This is a genomic window from Nannocystis bainbridge (genome assembly GCF_028368995.1).
Taxonomy (GTDB): Bacteria; Myxococcota_A; Polyangia; order Nannocystales; family Nannocystaceae; genus Nannocystis; species Nannocystis bainbridge.
The window spans coordinates 1,697,827-1,716,695 of record NZ_JAQNDL010000001.1; the positions used below are offsets into that span (position 1 = coordinate 1,697,827).

At 73.7% G+C, this 18,869-nt stretch carries 14 protein-coding genes; 11 read left to right on the forward strand and 3 right to left on the reverse strand.

Translation table 11 applies throughout. The features are described from left to right. Nucleotides 1-8: 8 nt before the first annotated feature. On the reverse strand, nt 9-3,059 hold the full coding sequence (locus POL25_RS06600) for a serine/threonine-protein kinase (RefSeq protein WP_272085045.1): 3,051 nt from the start codon (nt 3,057-3,059) through the stop codon (nt 9-11). Between the two features lie 256 nt (nt 3,060-3,315). Between POL25_RS06600 and POL25_RS06605 the strand changes: the two genes are divergently transcribed. From POL25_RS06605 to POL25_RS06625, 5 genes are all read left to right on the forward strand, one after another. After that, a complete protein-coding gene (locus tag POL25_RS06605; RefSeq protein ID WP_272085046.1) occupies nt 3,316-4,413 on the forward strand; it encodes a hypothetical protein in 1,098 nt (365 codons plus the stop codon). 63 nt (nt 4,414-4,476) lie between these two features. Continuing rightward, entirely contained in the window at nt 4,477-5,721 is a 1,245-nt protein-coding gene (locus POL25_RS06610; RefSeq protein ID WP_272085047.1) for a hypothetical protein, read from the forward strand. Nucleotides 5,722-6,033: 312 nt separating this feature from the next. Then, nucleotides 6,034-6,621, forward strand: coding sequence for a hypothetical protein (locus POL25_RS06615; protein WP_272085048.1), 588 nt, complete (start codon nt 6,034-6,036; stop codon nt 6,619-6,621). Further along, entirely contained in the window at nt 6,614-7,207 is a 594-nt protein-coding gene (locus POL25_RS06620) for a hypothetical protein (protein ID WP_272085049.1), read from the forward strand. The genes POL25_RS06615 and POL25_RS06620 overlap by 8 nt, the downstream gene beginning before the upstream one ends. 220 nt (nt 7,208-7,427) lie before the next feature. Beyond that, on the forward strand, nt 7,428-8,780 hold the full coding sequence (locus POL25_RS06625; RefSeq protein ID WP_272085050.1) for an FG-GAP repeat domain-containing protein: 1,353 nt from the start codon (nt 7,428-7,430) through the stop codon (nt 8,778-8,780). A 95-nt stretch (nt 8,781-8,875) separates the two neighbouring features. Here POL25_RS06625 and POL25_RS06630 read toward each other — a convergent pair whose 3' ends face one another. Further along, the gene (locus tag POL25_RS06630) at nt 8,876-9,964 is read right to left on the reverse strand and encodes a citrate synthase (protein ID WP_276593696.1); all 1,089 of its coding nucleotides are present in this window, start codon (nt 9,962-9,964) and stop codon (nt 8,876-8,878) included. A 126-nt stretch (nt 9,965-10,090) separates the two neighbouring features. Between POL25_RS06630 and POL25_RS06635 the strand changes: the two genes are divergently transcribed. From POL25_RS06635 to POL25_RS06650, 4 genes are all read left to right on the forward strand, one after another. Then, the gene (locus POL25_RS06635; protein WP_272085052.1) at nt 10,091-11,338 is read left to right on the forward strand and encodes a citrate synthase family protein; all 1,248 of its coding nucleotides are present in this window, start codon (nt 10,091-10,093) and stop codon (nt 11,336-11,338) included. A gap of 293 nt (nt 11,339-11,631) precedes the next feature. After that, nucleotides 11,632-12,456 carry an SDR family NAD(P)-dependent oxidoreductase gene (locus POL25_RS06640; protein ID WP_272085053.1) on the forward strand — a complete coding sequence of 275 codons (825 nt, stop codon included), beginning with the start codon at nt 11,632-11,634 and terminating at the stop codon, nt 12,454-12,456. A gap of 66 nt (nt 12,457-12,522) precedes the next feature. Further along, nucleotides 12,523-12,900 carry a VOC family protein gene (locus POL25_RS06645; RefSeq protein ID WP_272085054.1) on the forward strand — a complete coding sequence of 126 codons (378 nt, stop codon included), beginning with the start codon at nt 12,523-12,525 and terminating at the stop codon, nt 12,898-12,900. A 160-nt stretch (nt 12,901-13,060) separates the two neighbouring features. Beyond that, complete coding sequence (locus POL25_RS06650) at nt 13,061-13,801, forward strand: hypothetical protein (RefSeq protein ID WP_272085055.1); 741 nt, start codon at nt 13,061-13,063, stop codon at nt 13,799-13,801. Between the two features lie 91 nt (nt 13,802-13,892). On the opposite strand, the gene POL25_RS06655 is transcribed toward POL25_RS06650, so the two are convergent. Further along, nucleotides 13,893-14,192: a hypothetical protein gene (locus POL25_RS06655; RefSeq protein WP_272085056.1), complete on the reverse strand. Its 300-nt coding sequence runs from the start codon at nt 14,190-14,192 to the stop codon at nt 13,893-13,895. A 157-nt stretch (nt 14,193-14,349) separates the two neighbouring features. On the opposite strand from POL25_RS06655, the gene POL25_RS06660 reads away from it, so the two are divergent. Beyond that, nucleotides 14,350-17,277, forward strand: a complete 2,928-nt coding sequence (locus POL25_RS06660) for a serine/threonine-protein kinase (RefSeq protein ID WP_272085057.1) — start codon at nt 14,350-14,352, stop codon at nt 17,275-17,277. Between the two features lie 421 nt (nt 17,278-17,698). Continuing rightward, on the forward strand, nt 17,699-18,832 hold the full coding sequence (locus POL25_RS06665) for a hypothetical protein (RefSeq protein WP_272085058.1): 1,134 nt from the start codon (nt 17,699-17,701) through the stop codon (nt 18,830-18,832). Nucleotides 18,833-18,869: the final 37 nt, after the last annotated feature.

Here is an 18,869-nt window from a genome sequence, read left to right on the forward strand (position 1 = left end):
TTTGTTCTTCACGGCTCCCGCGCCGCCAGCCACGCCTCTGCGCGCTGCAGCTCGCCCGCGCGCGACTTGTCGCGCCAGCCCGCGAGCGCCGCCGCGATCAGCGGGCGGGCCGCGGCCGGCACCTCGCGCGCCGCCCCTGTGAGGCCCTGCGCGCGCAGGAAGCGGGCCCGCAGCGCCGGCAAGTGGTCGGGCTCGGCGACCACCTCGTAGATCGCCAGCGCCTCACCGGCCAGCTCGGCCGTCTCCTCGAAGCGCTCGCGCGCCAGCGCCAGCCCGGCGAGCGCGACGATCGAGCCCGCGAGGATCAGGTTGTGCGGCGGCGCCAGGCGCTCGAGGTCGGCCCGCGCCTGTTGCAGGTCGGCTTCGGCCTCGTCGAGGCGCCCGAGCTTCACGCGGATCTCGCCGAGGATCACCGCGATCGCGGCGGCGTCGAGGCTGCTCTCGGCGGCAGCCAGGGCCGCGTGCATCTGCGCCAGCGGCCCTATCGCCTCGTCCGGGCGACCGATCGCGTCGAGGGCCCGGCCGCGGGCCGACAGCAGCCACTGGTATTTCGCCTGCGACGGCTCGGGCGTCGGCAAGCGAGCCAGCGCGCGCGCATACTCGGCCTCCATCCCCGCCGCGTCGCCCGCGAGCGCGAACAGCCGCACGCGCTCGCACAGCACCGCGTCGTACGTCATCGACGCCTCGGGCACCTCCGCCAGCGCCGCGTCGAGGTGCACGCGCGCCTCTGCCAGCAGCCCCTCGTCGAGCTCGACCAGCGCCATCCCGTGGCGGATCATCCCGCGCACGTAGCCGTTGTCGAGGCTGTCGAAGCGCTGCTCGATCGACCGCATCGCCGCCAGCGCCTGCCGCGGCCGACCGAGGCGCCACAGCCCGTCGGCCAGCAGCCACGCGTGGCGCAGGTGCACCGCGTGGCGCGGCCCGAACAGCGCCTCCGAGGCCGCGGCGGCGCGGGCGTACAGCGCCACCATGTCCTCGTCGCGGTTCTGCTGGCGCGCCAGCAGCCCGAGGTTGGCGGTGGTCTCGAGGCCCTTCGGCGTGTCGCTGCGGCCGTGCCGCTCGCGCAGCGCCGCCGCCTGCTCCCAGTAGTCGCGGGTCGCCGGCAGGTCGCGGCTGGCGATCATCACCGCGCCCATGTTGTTGAGGAACTCGGCGTACAGATCGACGTCGCCCGCGACCCTGCGGTTGATCGCCGTCACCAGCGGGATCTCGGCGCGCGCCTCCTGCGGGCGGCTCAGCGGGATCGCCCGCAGATAGGCCCGCTTCGAGCTGGCCTGCGCCGCCACCGCGTCGTGCCCGGCTCCGATCGCGGCCAGCAGCGCCTCCGTGAACGCGCTCTCGGCCTCGGCGTGACGGCCCGCCTCCATCGCCAGGCTGCCGCGCTGCAGCAGCGCCTCGGCGCGCAGCGGCTCGTAGGTCAGCGCCGAGCTGTCCTTGAGGACATCTCCTACCAGCGCCTCGCCGAGCGCGTACTGGGCCGCGTCCTCGCGGACCTGCGCGCGCGCCAGGGCCTCGCGGTGGGCCTGCACGGCCACGCGCAGGTGCGGCTCGTCGGGCGGCGGGACCGCGGCGGTGAGCGCCTCGACATCGGCGCAGCGGGCCAGCGGCGGCAGCTCGGCGGTCGCCTGGACCACCGCCCCGACCCCGGCCGCGTCGACCTGCGTGAGCGCGAGCACCAGCGCGTCGAGGCCGGCGCGCCGCTGGTCGAGGCACGCGGTGCGGAGGTCGAACAGCGGCGACGACTGCCGCGCCTCCACGTGGGCCACGCACGCCTCGTTGCGCATCTCGACCCATGAAGCCGCGTATCGATCGATCCGCCCCGGCACGCTCGCCAGCGCCTCCGTGGCCGCGGCCGTGCCCGCCTTCGTCAGCGCCGCGCGGACCGCCGCCGCGCGGGCCGGGTCCCATACGCCTGCCAGCTCGGCCTGCGCGTCGGGGCAGCGGGCTGCCTCCGGCCCGCGCTCCGCGGCGAAGAACGCCGCCGTCGCGGTCGCCACCGCCGTCAAGCCGAGCACCGCGAGGCGCCGGCGCGTCGCCCCCGGATCGTGCTCGAGCTCGGCCAGCAGCGCCGTCATCGACGGGAAGCGCTCGTCTGGCGCGCTCGCCAGCCCGCGGCGCAGCGCCCGGAAGATCCGCGCCGGCACCGGCGTGCCCGCGGGCGGCGGCGCCACCTTGCCGCGCCGCAGCTCGGCCAGCAGCGTCGCCAGCGACGTCGTATCGAACGCCGGCTGCTTGTAGAGGCATTGATACAGCGACACGCAGAAGCTGAACTGATCGCTGGCCGCCGTCGAGGGCTCGCCGCGGTGGGCCTCGGGCGACATATACGCCGGCGTGCCGAGGACCACCCCGGTGCGCGTCAGCGGGGCCAGGTGCGACGCGGCCTGCTGGATGTGACGCGGCAGATCGGGCTCGGCCGGCGCCCCGTCGTCGGCCGCGCGGGCCAGCCCGAAGTCGAGCACCTTGACCGTACCGTCGTCGCCGACCATCACGTTGGCCGGCTTGAAGTCGCGGTGGATGAGGCCCGCGCGGTGGGCCGCCTCGAGCCCGCGGCCGGCGCGGACGAACACCGCCACGATCTCGCGCCACGGCCGGTCCTGCTGGGCCCACGCGTCGAGCGACGCGCCGCGGACGAACTCCATCGCCACGAACACCTGATCGTCGTCGCGCCCGACCTCGTGGACCGTGACGATGTTGGGGTGCTGCAGCCGGGCCATCGCCTGCGCCTCGCGCATCAGTCGCCCGCGCGACAGCGAAAGGTCGCGCACCGACTCGGAGAGCAGCAGCTTGACCGCGACCTTGCGGTCGAGCAGGTCGTCGTAGGCCGCGTAGACCACCCCCATCCCGCCGCGCCCGATCACCCCCAGGATCTGGAACCGCCCGATCTGCACCGGCGTCGTCCGGCGCGGGAACAGGGCCCGCTTGACCAGACGCTTGTCGAGCCCGACCTCGTCTGCCTCCGGCGTCGGCAGCCGCGGGATCGTGTCGCTATCGCCGCGGACGGACGGTTCGGACGGCTCTCCGCCCTCGTCCGTGCCTCCGTTGGTCTCGTCGGGCGTCATGGCCGGTGCGGACAGTGTGTCTGAATTCATGGCCATCGGGCGGACGCCCCGTCATCCCGCTTCGAGCATTCAGGTCACGCGCGCCGTCGGACCTCGCGGTCGCCGCCGGAGACGCCGCTCACGACGGAGACTTCCCGCTGCGGAGCGCTCGAACGGGCCCTGGAGGCCTATTTGCGCCGCCGCGACGGAAAGTTCCGGAGGCGGGCAATTGAAGCCGACACGGCGGTCACCTGCCGGATGTAGTTCGGGCACTACCATGCACAAGACGACCCACAACCTCTTCCTCCTGGCTTCCACCCTTACCCTCGCCGTCGGTTGCGACGCGCCGCTCGCCGACGATTTCGCCGTCGGCTCCGAGTTCCGCTGCGTCGGCTCCGATTGCACCCCGCCGCCGGTCGGCAACACCTCCATGGTCGGCGACCACATGCTGTCGAACATCAAGGAGATCATCAACGGCGACGCCGCCAACTTCACCGCCGACATCCGGGTCACCGGCGGCTTCGGCCTCCACGACGAAATCCCGCGGGCGTTCACGGACTTCCTCGTCAAAGAGGACGGCCAGCTCCAGCTCGATCTCGGCTACTTCGGCATGCTCACCGGTGAAGCCGTCGAGGGCGCCGTGTTCGACCTCCTCGTCACCCCGTATGACCCGCTGGAGGCGCCGTTCACCGGCCAGCTGAGGATCGAAGACGTCGAGTGCGAGCCGGGCCTCTACATCTCGAGCGTGAGCATCTGCCGCTACGTGTTCGTCACCGACGTCGAGCCCAAGGACGACGAGCTCTACCCCGAGACCTCGAAGGGCTCCGGCTGGTACCACGTCTGCCCCGACGACGACGACGGCGGCCTGCTCGCCGCCAACTACCGCTTCAGCTCCGTGCTGAGCCCCGAGGTCACCCTGGGCTACAGCCCCGCCGCCGGCCCGACGATCGACTTGGACAGCGGCTACTTCATCAACGGCTGCCTCAACGGCGCGGTGTCGAAGGGCCAGTACCGCCTCAACGCCTTCTACGACGCCAGCACCTACCGCGGCCTGAAGGCCAGCCAGCGCACCGCCATGCTGCGCATGTGGATGGCCTGGCACGACGACGCGCCGCGCACCGAGCCCGGCAACCTGATCTCGCCGCACGACCCGCTCGGCGGCCTGTTCACCTGGACCTCCGCCTCGGGCTGGAACATCGAAGGCGGCTACGACGAGGACGGCGCCAGCTGCCGCGGCGGCTCGACCACCCACGGCAAGCACCGCGAGGTCGTCAACCCCGTGCTCAACCTGACCGGCTGGTCCTCGCTGCCCCATTGCAACACCGCCACCACGCTCGCCGCCAAGGCGGTGCTCGGCGTCAAGGTCAACAACTGAGACGCGCGGCGACGGACCGCGCGCGGGCGGCCGCGCGCGGGCGGCCGTGTTAGCATCGAACGCATGTCGGCCCGCGAGCTCGCCCTCGCCTGCGCGCTCGCGGGCGCCTGCGCCCCGCATCAACCTGTCCCCGAGGACATCCAGGAGCCGCCGCCGCGCGAGGTCCCACCTGTCCCCAGGGACAGCGACCACTCGCAGCGCCCGCTCCGGCTGGCCGCCGTGTTCGCCGGTCCGCTGGGCGTGAGCCCGCTGGCCGGCGGCGCCGTCGCGGTCCACGGCCCCGGCGTGCTCGCGCTCGCCGAGGACCACGCCCCGCTCGCCAGCGAGACCCGCCTGCTGCGCGGCTGGCCGCGCGGGCCCGTGACGTACATCGGCGGCCGCTGGCCCGATCGCGCGTTCGTCGTCGCCCCGAGCGCCACCCGCCGCGACCTCGGGGCCGCGGTCCAGCGCTGGCACGATGGCGCGTGGGTCGGCGCACCACCGACCTTCGAGCCGCCGCAATTTTACAGCGCCTTCGCGATCGGTCACGACGGCGCGCTCCTCGGTCTGCGCGGGTCCCTCGAATCGTTGTTCGGCGACGCCCTCGGACCCCCCGCCCCGCTCGTGATCGATCGCCTCGACGACGGCCCCCCGCCGCCGTGGCCACCCTTGCCGCCGGGCCGCGGCGGCGAGCAACTCCTGACCTTCGCCGACGGCTCGGTCGTCGTCGTCGGCTTCGATCCCTCGTTCACCCTCGCGCTGCTCCGCTGGTCGCCGGGCGCCCCCGAATGGACCCGCCTGCCGCTCCCCGGACACGGCGCCCTCGACCTCACGCGCAGCCCGACGATCGTGGTCGGCCGCGACCCGTCCCTGCTCTACGCCCACCGCTGCCTGCCGGACGGCCGGCCTGCGCTCGAGCGCCTGTCGGGAGCGACCTGGCAGCCGTTCCCGCGCCCGGACGGCGGCTGCATCACCTCGCTGGCCGAGGCGCCCGACGGCACGCTGTGGCTCGTCGACGATCGCGGCCTGCACCGCCACCGCCCCGGCGCGCTGCAGTGGGAGGCGATCGCGCTCGCGCCGGTCGACGCGCCCGGCAAGCCGACCGCCGCGCTGCCTGGAGGCCCCGAGCTGCCGCCGCCAGGCCCCGAGCCGCTGACCCCCCGACACGTGCTGGCGCTCGATCGCGGCGAGGTGTGGGTGGTCGCGGCGATCGGCGATCCCGACCTGCGACCCGCCCGCCACGCCGTGCTGACGACCCGCTCGGTGCTCCTGCCTTTGAACCTGAAGCCCCCGTCCGAAGGGACAGGCCAACCATCGAGCCCGCCGTGACCGGCCCGGCGTAAAGACATGTCCCATGGACATGTCTTATGAATCACGGCGGGCATATTTGTTCGTCAAAAATCGACACACCGTGATCCGAGCGTCGCGCGAATATCGAACAACCCGCGCCGGCATCGCTGCTTTCGGCGTCGCGCCCACCGATTGTATCGCGTCCGTCACGCCCCCGCCGCTCGCGCCGCTCGGGCCCCCCGCAGCGCCCCGACCACGGCCGGGGAGGCCGCGCGCGAGGAGTTGTGCTGCCTCGCACGCGGAAGAGCGCGCCTGCTTGCCGGGTCGACGGCCTCTCCCATGAAGCTGAATATGCTCCATCCGCACATTCTCGCCGCCGCGCTCGCCTTCCCCTACCCGGCGACGGCGCCCGACGCGGAGCCACCCTTCGCGGCCATTGCACCGACCACGATCCACATCGTCACCAATCCGGGCGAGGGCATCGACCTCGAGCTCTCCTATGATTGGCCGGACCTCGGCCGCGTCGGCCTCGAAGTCTTCGCCGGGGTCGACGGCACCGGCGCCCTGCTCGTCCTTCTTGACGAGGCGATGATCGCCGCGATCGATCTCCACCGCGGCGAGCTCGCCGGCATCCATCCCGGCCTCGCCCTCGACCACGCCGACGTTCTCGCCCTCGCGGACAGCATCGTCCAGGTCGCGCACAGCCAGCCCGTCCAGGAGCTGCTCCTCGGCGACGAGCGCGGGTGGGGCTGCTGGCTCGCGGGCAAGATGGCAGGCGCCGCCGCTGGCGTCCTCGCCGCGGGCACCTGCGCCGCGGTCGCCGGCCCGCTCGCACCCGGCTGCGTCGCCCCCGGCAGCCTGAGCTTCAAGGGCGTCGATCAATACATCGTCGGCAAGTGCAACAAGGCGCAGAACGTCAGCCGGGAGCACCATGTCTGACCTCGCCATTGTCGATACCAAACCGCTGCCGCCGCAGCGGTGGGGATTGTTGCCGACCCGACAATTCTGGGCCCGCGCTTGGCTCACCCCGATCGCCCTGGTCTACTGGCTCGGCTACATCGGCTTCTTCAGCCTCGCCGAGTCCCTGCAATCCAACTGGTGGCAGACCGCCCTCGGCGTCTGCATCTTCCACGCGCTGTGGGGCGGCCTCGTCGAGCGCCTCTATCGGCGACGCCTCGCGCGACGCGCTGCGAATCTGCTCGAAGCCACCGCCCCGGCCCCGGCCTTCCCCATGACCGGACTTCCCTCGCGGCGCGACGCCCCGGAGTTCTCGGTCGACGACTGGGAAGCCTTCGTCGCCCGCATCTTCGGCCGCGGAGCCGACGCCGTCCAAACCCTGGCCGCCGTGGGGCTGTGCCTCCTGTTCTTCTATCCCGGCTGGCCGGGCAAGCTCGTGGCCGTCGCCGCGATGCTCGCCTCGACGTGGATCGCCAGGACCTGCCTGCGGCGCTGGCGTCGCGAGGCCCTGCACGGCCCACGCCCCGCCATCGACCCGCCCCGCGTCGAATGCCGGGCACGCCACTGACGACATTTTTTATTAAACGAATACCCGACGACTCGCATACGGCCCAGGGAATCATAGCAGCGACCTCCTCGTCGCTCGGCCCCACGGTCGTCGCGGAGCGCATGCGACCGGGTTATGGCCGCTCGATCGCTCCGGCTAAAAACCCGATCAATTCGCGGCCGAGCACGCTCGCCGGGTTACGAGCGCCCGCCATGCTTCGCGGCCCGAGTCGGAGGCTGTCATGGTATTCATTCAAGCTCGCAAGCCCACGAATCCGCCGAACGGGCTCTTCCTTTCGTGCGCCGTGTTGGCCGCTCCTGGTCTCACCCTCGCCGCTCCCGTGCAGGCCGCGGATGGCGAGCCCGGCGCGGTTTCCTGGCTGAGCGCCGCGGACGACCCCGCCGCCGCAGACCCTTTAAAAAGAATCGTCGACTTCGACGGGGATGGTCGCTCCGACCTCGCGCTGACGGGGCCCAGCGGCTGGCAGACCGTGCCGGTCGCCGCGTCCATCGGCGACGGCAACTTCACCGTCACCAACAAGGGCGTGGGCGACTTCGCCGTCTGGGCCGCCACCGGCGCCAGGGTCGTCCACGGTGATTTCGACCGTGATGGTCGCACCGACATCGTGCTGACCGGCACGAGCGGTTGGAGCACCCTGCCGGTCGCCTTCTCCAGGGGCGGCGGCGCCTTCGACGTCACCAACCGGACCATCGAGGACTTCGCCGTCTGGGCTGCCACCGGCGCCGAGGTCATCCCGGGCGACTTCAACCGCGACGGTCGCACCGATCTCGCCCTGACCGGCACGAGCGGCTGGAGCACCCTGCCGGTCGCCTTCTCCAGGGGCGATGGCAGCTTCGACGTCACCAACCGGGCCGTCGGTGACTTCGCCAGCTGGGCCGCCACCGGCGCCAAGGTCGTCCCGGGTGACTTCAACCGCGACGGCCGCATCGATCTCGCCCTGACCGGCACCCATGATTGGACCACCGTGCCGATCGCCTTCTCGCGGGGTAATGGCAGGTTCGACATCACCAACCAACTCGTCGGCGACTTTGCAGCCTGGGCCGCCACCGACGCCAGCGTCGTGCCCGGCGACTTCAACCGCGACGGCCGCACCGACATCGCCCTCGTCGGCGGCACTGGCTGGAGCACCGTGCCCGTCGCCTTCTCCCGCGGCAACGGCACCTTCGACATCACCAACAAGCCCATCGGTGATTTCGCCACCTGGGCCGCCACCGGCGCCGAGGTCGTCCCCGGCGACTTCAACGGGGACGGCCGTACCGACATTGCCCTCACCGGCACGAGCGGCTGGAATACCGTTCCCGTCGCCTACTCGCGCGGCGATGGAACCTTCGAGGTCGCCAATACCGGCGTCGGCGACTTCGCCGCCTGGGCCGCCACCGGCGCCAGAGTCGTGCCCGGCGACTTCAACGGGGACGGCCGCACCGACATCGCGCTGACCGGCACGAAAGATTGGACCACCCTCCCGATCGCCTTCTCGACCGGTGCCGGCTTCAACGTCACCAATCGCCCGATCACCGACTTCGCTACCTGGTCGACCACGCCGGGCGTCGAGGTCATCGGCGCCCTGCAGTAATCAGGCGCTCGCACTCCCTCGCCGCCGCCCGTCGTTCGCCAGATCCTACGACGAATGCGTCAGCTCCTCTCGCGCGCCCTCGCTCGGGTCGCTTGTCACCCTGGCGGCCCCACGTAGCGCGACGCCGGGCGGATGAGGCGGCCCGTCGCGCGCTGCTCGAGCACGTGCGCGCACCAGCCTGCCACCCGGCCGACCGCGAACGTCGGCGAGAATGCGGTGCGGCCCAGGCCCACCGCGTCGAGCAGCACCGCCGTATAGAACTCCACGTTCGCCGCCAGCGCCCGGTCGGGGTATTTCGCGCGCAGGGCCCCCTCCGCCGCGCGCTCGACCGCCCGCGCCAGCGCCAGGCGGCCGCCGGTCACCCCCGCCTGCTCCAGCCGCCCCAGCGCCGCCTCGAGCACCGCCGCACGCGGATCGCGGACCCGGTAGATCCGGTGCCCCATCCCCATGATCCGGCGGCCCGCAGCCAGCTCCGCCTCGACCCATTGCGCCGCCTGGTCCGGCTCGCCGATCGCGTCGAGCATGTCCAGCACCGGCCCGGGCGCCCCGCCGTGGAGCGGCCCTTTCAGCGCCCCGATCGCCGCCACGATCGCCGACACCGGGTCCGATCCGGTCGACGCCACCACCCGGGCCGCGAACGTCGAAGCGTTCATCCCGTGGTCCGCCACCGTCACCAGGTACGCCTCCAGGGCCGCCGCCCGGGCCGGCGTCGGCGCCTCGCCCTCGATCATGCGCAGATAGTCGGCCGCGTGCGGCAGCGACCGATCGGGCGCCACTGGTCGCCCGCCTGCCCGCACGCGGGCCCACGCCGCGGCGAACACCGCCACCGCCCCGGTCAGCGCCGCCGGCGTATCGAAGCCGTCGTCCGCGGCCAGTTGGGCCGTCGTCGCTCGCAGCGCGTCCATCCCGTCGGCGAAGCGCCCCGGCCCGGCCGCCTCCAGCCGCGCGAACGCCCGCGCCCGGCCCTCCGCCAGCGCCTCCCGCGTCCTCCCCTGCGCACCCGCCTGCGGCAGCGCCCCTGTCCATAGCAGCTCTGCCAGCGCCTCGAACGACGTCCCTCCCGCCAGCCCCTCGATGTCGTGGCCGGCCACCACCAGCCGCCCGCGCTCCCCGTCGACCTCGCTGAGCCGCGTGTCTGCCACCACCACCCCCTCGAGACCGCTCCGTGTCACCGTCGTATCCATGCGTCCCTCCTGCCCGCAGCTTGGGCCGGCCCGCCATGTTGATCAACGTTGATTCGACAATCCATCATTCACCGCAGACGTTGATTCGACAATCCACCCTCCGCCTGCCATCTTGACGGCGGGACCATGACCGACGCCCACGACGAGGCCCCACCATTCTTGAGCGGTGAGCAGGCCGCCGCGCTGCTCGGCGTCAAGCGGGCCACCCTCTACGCCTACGCCAGCCGCGGCCTCGTGCGCAGCGAGCCGGGCGGCCCCGGGCGCGGGCGCCGGTACAGCCGCGACGACCTCGAGCGGCTCAAGGCTCGCAGCGACGCTCGCTCCGGCCACGCGGCGGTCGCCGCCGGCGCGCTGCGCTGGGGCGAGCCCGTGCTCGAGTCGGCCTTGACCGCCATCGACCCGGCCGGCCCGCGCTATCGCGGCCGGCCTGCCGTCGACCTCGCGGCCACCTGCTCCTTCGAGGCCGTCGCCGAGCTGTTGTGGACGGGCGGCCTGCCCGAGCGCGCCCCTCAGTGGTCCGTCTCCGGCCTCGGCCTGCGGCTCGCCTCGCTCGGCGCCCTCCTGCCCGAGGCCGCCGCCCCGCTCGTCACCCTCGCCCTGGCCGTGCCGGCGCTCGGCGCCGCCGACCCCGATCGCTTCGACGCCACGCCCGGCCCCGAGCTCGTCCGCGCCCGCGCCTTGCTCGTGCGCATGGCGGCGCTCGCCGGCGCCGGCCAGGGCGACGCCCGGGTCCGACCCGCGCTGGCCGAGCGCGACGTCGCCGGCGCCCTCCTGGTCTCGCTCGGCGCCCCCGCGACCCCGCGCGCCCGCCAGGCCATGGCCCGCGCGCTGGTGCTCTCGGCCGACCACGAGCTCAACGCCTCGGCCTTCGCCGTGCGCGTCGCCGCCTCCGCCGGCGCCGACCTGTACGCCTGCGTCAGCGCCGGCCTGGCCACCCTGTCCGGCCCGCGCCACGGCGGCATGGGCGAGCGCGTCGAGGCCCTCGTCACCGAGGTCGGCAAGCCCGAGCGCGCGCGCGCCGTCGTGCGCGAGCGAGCCCGCCGCGGCGAAGAGGTGCCCGGCTTCGGCCACCCGCTCTACCCCGACGGGGACCCTCGCGCCGCCGCCCTGCTGGCCGCCGCCCACGAGCACGCCCCGCGCAGCCCGAAGGTCCGCGCCGTCCAGGCCATCGTCGACGCCATGCGCGACGCCGGCCGCGAGCCGGCCAACTTCGACGTCGGCCTGGTCGCCCTCGGCGCCGCCCTCGGCCTGCCCCCGCGCACCAGCGTCGCCATCTTCGCCGTCGGCCGCGCCGCCGGCTGGCTGGCCCACGCCTTCGAGCAGCGCGCCGCCGGCTTCCTCCTGCGCCCCCGCGCCCGCTACGTCGGCCCGTGAGCGCGACCTCCGGCTGGCTGGCCCACGCCTTCGCGCAGCGCGCCGCCGGCTTCCTCCTGCGCCCCCGCGCCCGCTACGTCGGCCCGTGAGCGCGACCGCCAGCACGCTCGAAATAACATGCCCACAGGGACATGTTCTATATGACATGTCCATAATGACATCACCCAAGAGACATGTCCTCCATGACATGTCCCATCGAACATCCAACCCCGGCCCCGCCGCACGGAAGCTCACTTCGCCGCGCCCTCGCCCCGCTTTGCCCGCGACGCCGCCGCGGCTACGCTCCTCCGCGCATGCGCGAGGCAGCCGTCGTCCTCATCACCGGTGCGTCCTCCGGCTTCGGCGAGGCCGCGGCCCGCTCCCTCGCCGATCCGGGGCTCCGCGGCCGCTACCGGGTCTTCGGCGCCAGCCGCCGCGCCGCGCCCGACGACCCCGGCGACGGCCCCGTCATGGTCCCGCTCGACGTGCGCAGCGACGCCTCCGCGGCCGCCTGCGTCGACGAGGTCATGCGCCGCGCCGGGCGGATCGACGTCCTCGTCAACAACGCCGGCTACTCGCTGGCCGGCGCCGTCGAGGAGACCTCGCTCGACGAGGCCAAGGCCCAGTTCGAGACCAACTTCTTCGGCACCGCGCGCATGATGCGGGCCGTGCTGCCGATCATGCGCGCCCAGGGCGGCGGCCGGATCGTCAACGTCTCCTCGCTCGCCGGCCTCGTCGGCGTCCCGTTCCACGCCTACTACGCGGCCAGCAAGTTCGCCGTCGAGGGGCTGTCCGAGGGCCTGCGCCAGGAGGTGCGCCGGTTCGGCATCCACGTCTCGCTGATCGAGCCTGGCGACTTCAAGACCGCCGGCACCGCCGCGCGCGAGCGGGCGGCCGCCGGTCTCGACGTTTATGCCGCCACCCGCGACCGCGCCGTCGCCGTGATGGAGCGGGCCGAGCAGTCCGGCCCCGACCCGATCGGCTTCGCGCGCCTGTTGCTGCGGATCCTCGCGGCGCCCCGACCGCGGCTGCGCTATCGCCTCGGCAGCGACGCCGTGTGGGTGCCGCGGGCGCGCCGGCTCGTGCCCGAGGCGCTGTTCGAGCACCTCCTGCGCGCCAACTTCGACATGGACGAGTGAGGCCGCGCGGCCCCCTGGCACCCCCCTCCGACGGCGCTACGCTTCGCCGAGCGCAGGAGCGTCACGATGGCGATCACCCTCAATCACACGATCGTGCCGGCCCACGACAAGGTCGCGGCGGCCCGCTTCTTCGCCGAGATCTTCGGCGTCCGCTACGAGGGCCCGGTCGGTCCGTTCGCCGCCGTGCGGGTCAACGACACCCTCACCTTCGATTTCGGCGACGACGACGGCGGCTTCGAGGCCCACCACTACGCGTTCCACGTCGACGACGCCGAGTTCGACGCGATCTTCGCCCGCGTCCGCGCCGCGGGCCTGCCGTTCGCCTCGAGCCCGCACGGCGGGTTCGACGGCCGGATCAGCGAGTACGGCGCGGGCGGTCGCCGCGTCTACTTCCCCGACCCGAGCGGCCACGTGCTCGAGCTGATGACGCGCCTCGACAATTGACGCGACCCGCGCGGCGCAGCGGGCGCAGCCCGGGTGCATTCGCGCGCGACGATTTTGCAGCGAGCCGGCAATTTTCGGCCCGGCAGCGGCGACTCCATGGCCCGAGCGACCGGCGGCGAATGAACGCCAAGGGTTCGCTCCTCTTGCCAGGGACATCACCATGCTGCGCTTCGACCTTACTTCCCTTACGTTCGTCATCCTGTTCCTCACCGGCGCCTGCGCTCCGACCAGCGGGGAGTCCACCGGCTCCACCACCGAGTCCGGGACCGACGCCACCGGCGCCACCACCGACGCCACCACCGACGAGCCGTCCAACCCCACCGGCGGCCAGGTCACCGGCGAGGACACCACCACCACGGAGGGCGGGGACCCGCACACGACCTCCGCCACCGAGGGCGAGGACACCGACGGCGAGACCACCGAGACCCCCAACCCCGTGACTCCGGAGCAGGAGGCCGCCTGCGAGGCCGGCTGCCAGAAGGAGGCCATGTGCATCGGCGAGCCCGACGCTTCCGAGTGCGTGCTCGGCTGCATCGAGGAGTTCCAGTACATCGAGGAAGAGTGCGCCTCGCCCTACTTGAACTTCGTCCAGTGCATCGCGGAGCTCAGCTGCGCCGACCTGGAGGGCGACATCGAGGACACCGCGTGCGGCGACGAGCTCGCGGCGCTGGAGTCCTGCAGCGGCCCCGCCTGCGTCATCATGATGGAAGAGACCACCGAAGACTCCTGCGGGTTCGGCCGGAGCTGCCCCGAGCAGCCGACCCAGTCCATCTCCTGCGAGGGCGACACCTGCCGCTGCTTCCTCGAGGAGACCGAGGTCGCCCAGTGCGCGGCCGACGGCGTGTGCATGGACGGCGACGCGATCTTCGACAAGATGGCGAGCTGCTGCCCGTTCGAGTGATGCCCGCGGACCGCCACCCCACCGCGGAGACCTATCCCGAAGTACATGTCCGTGGGGGCAGGTTAAAAACCTGTCCCTGCGGACATATACGCTATCGCGGCACCCACAAATAGTACGACAGCGGCCCCAGCGTCACCGCGATCACCGCGGCGAGGAAGAGGTGGAACACGCCGACCACCACCGCGGCGGTCCCCTCGACCTCGCCGTGGAGCAGCCGCCCGGCCGCGCCGCGGCCGAAGATCACCGTGCGGCGCAGGGTCAGCCCGCGCACGCCCGAGCGGATCAGCAGGACCACGCCGGTCACCAGCAGCACCGGCATCATCAGCCGCAAGAACGCCACCGGGCGCAGCTGCTCGGCCGCGCCGGCGAAGGCCCGCAGATATCCGTCCATCGCCGCACTCTACTGCGACCCGGCCCCGCCGGGCTGCCCGGGGCCTCCCGACCCGCGCCCGCGCGCCTGGAGCCTGACGCCGCGGAATCGCCCGCGCGCCGCCCGTGGCGGATTCACGCAATTGACCGCCCGGCGTCCGACACCGATCCTCCGCTCGATGACCGGCGAGGACGACAGCCTGCGCGCGACCCTCGTCGCCGCCGATCACCAGGCCGCGACCCTCGACTCGGGCCAGGTCGAGCGCCACGCGCCGCCGGGCGCGGGCACGCCGGTCGACAAGGAGATCGTCAAGCGGGCGCTGTTCCCCCGCCGCGGCGGGCCGGTGCGCATCGGTCGCTTCACCGTCCTGGGCCAGGTCGGCCGCGGGGCCATGGGCGTGGTCTACGCCTGCTACGACGACCTGCTCGACCGCAAGGTCGCGGTCAAGCTGCTCAAGCACGCCGCCGCCGGCGACTCGACCGCGGCCCAGGTCCGGCTGCTGCGCGAGGCCCAGGCGCTGGCCCGGCTCGACCACCCCAACGTGGTCAAGGTCCTCGACGTCGGCACCTTCGAAGATCGCGTCTACCTGGCCATGGAGTTCGTCGACGGCCAGACCCTCGCCGCCTGGCTGGCCGCCGCGCCGCGCACGTGGCGGGACATCCTCACGGTCGTGCTCGCGGCCGGCGAGGGCCTCGCCGCCGCCCACGCCAAGGGCCTGGTCCACCGCGACATCAAGCCCGACAACATCATGGTCGGCGGCGACGGGCGCGTGCGCCTGATGGACTTCGGGCTCGCGCGCGCCGAGGCCGGCGCCGCGCCCGACGAGCTCGCCGGCCCGGTCGCCTCGCTGTCGGTCACCCGCACCGGCGCGATCATGGGCACCCCGGCCTTCATGGCCCCCGAGCAATTCCTGGGCGAGGCGATCGACGCCCGCTCCGATCAGTTCGCCCTGTGCGCCACCGCCTGGGAGGCGCTCTACCAGCAGCGGCCGTTCGCCGGCGAGACCCTGGCGACGCTGATGGCCAGCGTCACCGCCGGCGCCCTGACCCCGCCGCCGCGCGCGAGGGCGCCGCTGTGGCTGCGGCGGGTGCTGGAGCGCGGGCTCTCGCGCGCGCGCACGGCCCGCTACCCCGACACCCGGGCCCTGCTGCAGGCCCTGCGCGCCGACCCGACCCGCCGTCGGCGCGCGCTCGCGGCCGTCGCCGGCGCGCTCGCGCTCGCCTCCGCCGGCTTCGGCGCGGCCACCGTCGCCGAGCAGCGCACGATCGCCGGCTGCGAGGCCGCCGGCGCGGCCGTGTTCGCCGACTGGGGCCCCGGCGCGCGCGAGGCCCTCGCCGCGGCCTTCGTCGCCACCGGGGCCGACCACGCCGCCGCCACCTTCGAGCGCACCACGCCCTGGCTCGATCGCTGGGCCGACGCCTGGCGCGACACCGCCGACGCCGCCTGCCGCGCCCACCGGCTCGAGAGCACCTGGGACGGCGAGCAGTACGGCCGCGCCGTCGACTGCCTGGCCGAGGCCCGCAGCAACTTCGCCGCCCTCGTGCGCGAGCTCGGGCGCGCCGACGCGGCCAGCCTCACCGAGGCCACCGCCGCCGCCGCCGCGCTCGCCGGTCCCGAGCTGTGCGCCGACCCGGTTCACCTGCGCGAGCGGCCGATGCTGCGCTTCGACCAGCGCGACCAGGTCCTCGGCGTGCGCGACCAACTCGCGCGCGCCGGCTCGCTCGCCGCCGCCGCCCGCTACGCCGAGGGCCTGCCGGTCGCGCGCGAGGCCCTGCACGCGGCCGCGGCGATCGGCTGGCCGGCGCTGATCGCCCAGGCCGAGCTGCGCGCCGCGGGCCTGGCCGAAGAGACAGGAGCTTACCCCGCCGCCGAGGCCGGCCTGCTGCGCGCCCTCGCGGCCGCGCGTGCGGCCCGATCGGCCCGTCTGGCCCTGCAGGCCAGCACCGAGCTGATCTACCTGGTCGGCTACCGCGGCTCGCGGCTGGCCGAGGCCAAGGTGTGGGCCGAGTCGGCGCGGACCCAGCTGGCCCTGCTCGCCGGCGCCCACCCGCTCGAGGAGGCCGGCATCGAGAGCAACCTCGCCGGCGTCCTCTACGTCGGCGGCGAGCATGCCGAGTCGGCGCGCCTGTACGCCCGCGTGCTCGCGGCCCGCGAGGCGGCTCTCGGCCCCGACCACCCGCGCGTCGCCGACAGCATCAACAACCTCGCCAGCCTGCGCTACGTCGCCGGCGCCGTCGGCGACGCCTCGCGCCTCTACCACCGCTCGCTGGCGATCTACGAGCAGGTCCTGGGCGAGCACCACCCGCAGGTCGCGACCACCCTCAACAACCTCTCGCTGGTCCACGAGGCCACCGGCGCCTACGACCAGGCGATCGCCGCGCTGGCCCGGGCCCTGGCGATCCGCGAGGCCACCTTCGGCCGCGAGCACTCCCTGGTCGCCACCTCGCTGTGCAACCTGGCGCTCGTGTACGAGGCCACCGGCGCCTACGACGAGGCCACGCGGCTGTTCGGGCGCGCCCTGGCGATCCAGGAGAAGACCTTCGGCCCCGACCACCCGGTCGTCGCCGACACCCTGCACAACCTCGCCACCGTCCGCTACGACACCCGCGACGACGCCGAGGCCACGCGCCTGTTGCAGCGCGCCCGCGCGATCTACGAGCGCACGCTCGGCCCGGACCACCCCTCGACGATCTCGAGCGTGGTCGGCCTCGGCCTCATCCTCAACGCCACCGGCGCCCACGCGGAGGCGCTCGAGCTGCTCGCCCGCGCCCTGCCCCGCCAGGAGCAAGCCCTGGGCCCCGACCACCCCGCCGTGGCCCACACCCTGCTCGGCCGCGGCGAGGCGCTGACCGACCTGGGCCGCCCCGCCGAGGCCGTGCCCGAGCTCGAGCGGGCCCTGGCGATCCGCAGCGCCACCGAGGTCCAGCCCGAGGAGCTCGCCGAGGCCCGCTTCGCCCTCGCACGCGCCCTTTGGAGCAGCGGCGCCGACCGCCCCCGCGCCCGCGCCCTGGCCGAACAAGCCGAGGCCCCCCTGGCCGCCGCCACCGGCCAGGGCGCGACCCACGCCCGCCTCCGCGAGTGGCTGGCCGCCCACCCGGCGCCTTGATTTCTCCTCGGCTCGCGTGTCGTCGAGGACATGTCCATAAGAACATGTCCTTCACGACATTTTCTTTTGGACATTCCCTCAAAGACATCTCCATTCGAGCACGTCCTAAAGATCACTCGCCCAGCGCCCGCGCCATCTCGAAGGCGCATCCCCGCGAGGACGTGGCCACTGCCCCAGCATCGAGCCGCGCCGCGCACGACAGCCAGCGACCACGCAGTGGGATGCATCCCCGCGACGACATTGGCTCGCTCGTCCGCGACGCCTCGACGCTGAGGATTCCATGCCCGCGCCGTCGCTCGAACCCGCATGTCCGCAGCCCGGCCGCGCGAGCCCGCCTCGTCCCCGTCGTGCGCGACGCTGGGCCTCGTCGTCCGTCGCCGCGGCTTGCGCGGCCCTGGCGATCGCTGTAGACGGAGCCTCCATGGCCCCCCGCCACTGCCTCGCCCTCCTGCTCCTCCTCGGCCCCGCCTGCGGCGACGACGGCCCCGAGCTGACCGGCGCCGTCGATCCCAGCGCCACCGGCACGCCCTCGACCACGCCCGGCCCCTCGACCACGCCCGGCGGCACCACCGACGACGACCCCACCGAGGGCACGGACAGCGACGGTGAGCCCACGACCGGCCCCGGCACCACCGACGAAGGCACCACCGGCGAGCCCGGCACCGGCGAGGCCACCACCAGCAGCGAGACCGGCGAGCCGGCCGCGACCGCCCCGCTCGTCGCCTACCTCACCCGCAACGCCGCCGGCCAGACCCACCCCGAGGACGTGCCCGAGGAGGCCGACCTCTGCCCCGCCGGCTGGACCCACCTCGGCGGCTCGAGCTTCAGCGCCGTGTGCCTGCTCGACGCGCCCGGCACCATCGTCAACGTCACCCGCAACGCCGCCGGCCAGTTCTATCCCGAGGACGTGCCCGAGGAGGCCGACCTCTGCCCCGCCGGCTGGACCTACCTCGGCGGCACCGGCTTCAACGCCGTCTGCATGACCGACCAGCGGCTCACCGTCGCCTATCTCACCCGCAACGCCGCCGGCCAGTTCTACCCCGAAGACGTGCCCGAGGAGGCCGACCTCTGTCCCGCCGGCTGGGACTACCTCGGCGGCTCCGGCTTCGCCGCCGCCTGCAGCACCGCCGAGGCGCGCTCGATCGTCAACGTCACCCGCAACGTTGACGGCCAGTTCTACCCGGAGGACGTGCCCGAGGAGGCCGACCTCTGCCCCGCCGGCTGGGACCACCTCGGCGGCACCGGCTTCAACGCCGTGTGCGCCGGCGACGAGGGCCTCGCCCTCGCCTACCTCACCCGCGACGCCGAGGGCCAGACCTACCCCGAAGACGTGGCCGAGGAGGCCCAGATCTGCCCCGCCGGCTGGGACTACCGCGGCGGCTCCGGCTTCGCCGCCGCCTGCTCGCAGGCCAGCGCGTCGGCGATCGCCAACCTCACCCGCAACGCGGCCGGCCAGACCTACCCCGAGGACGTGGCCCAGGAGGCCCAGATCTGCCCCGCCGGCTGGACCCACCTCGGCGGCAGCAGCTTCGCCGCCGTCTGCCAGCAGCCCTGAATCATCGCGTGCGCCTTCGGACATGCTCGAAAAAGCA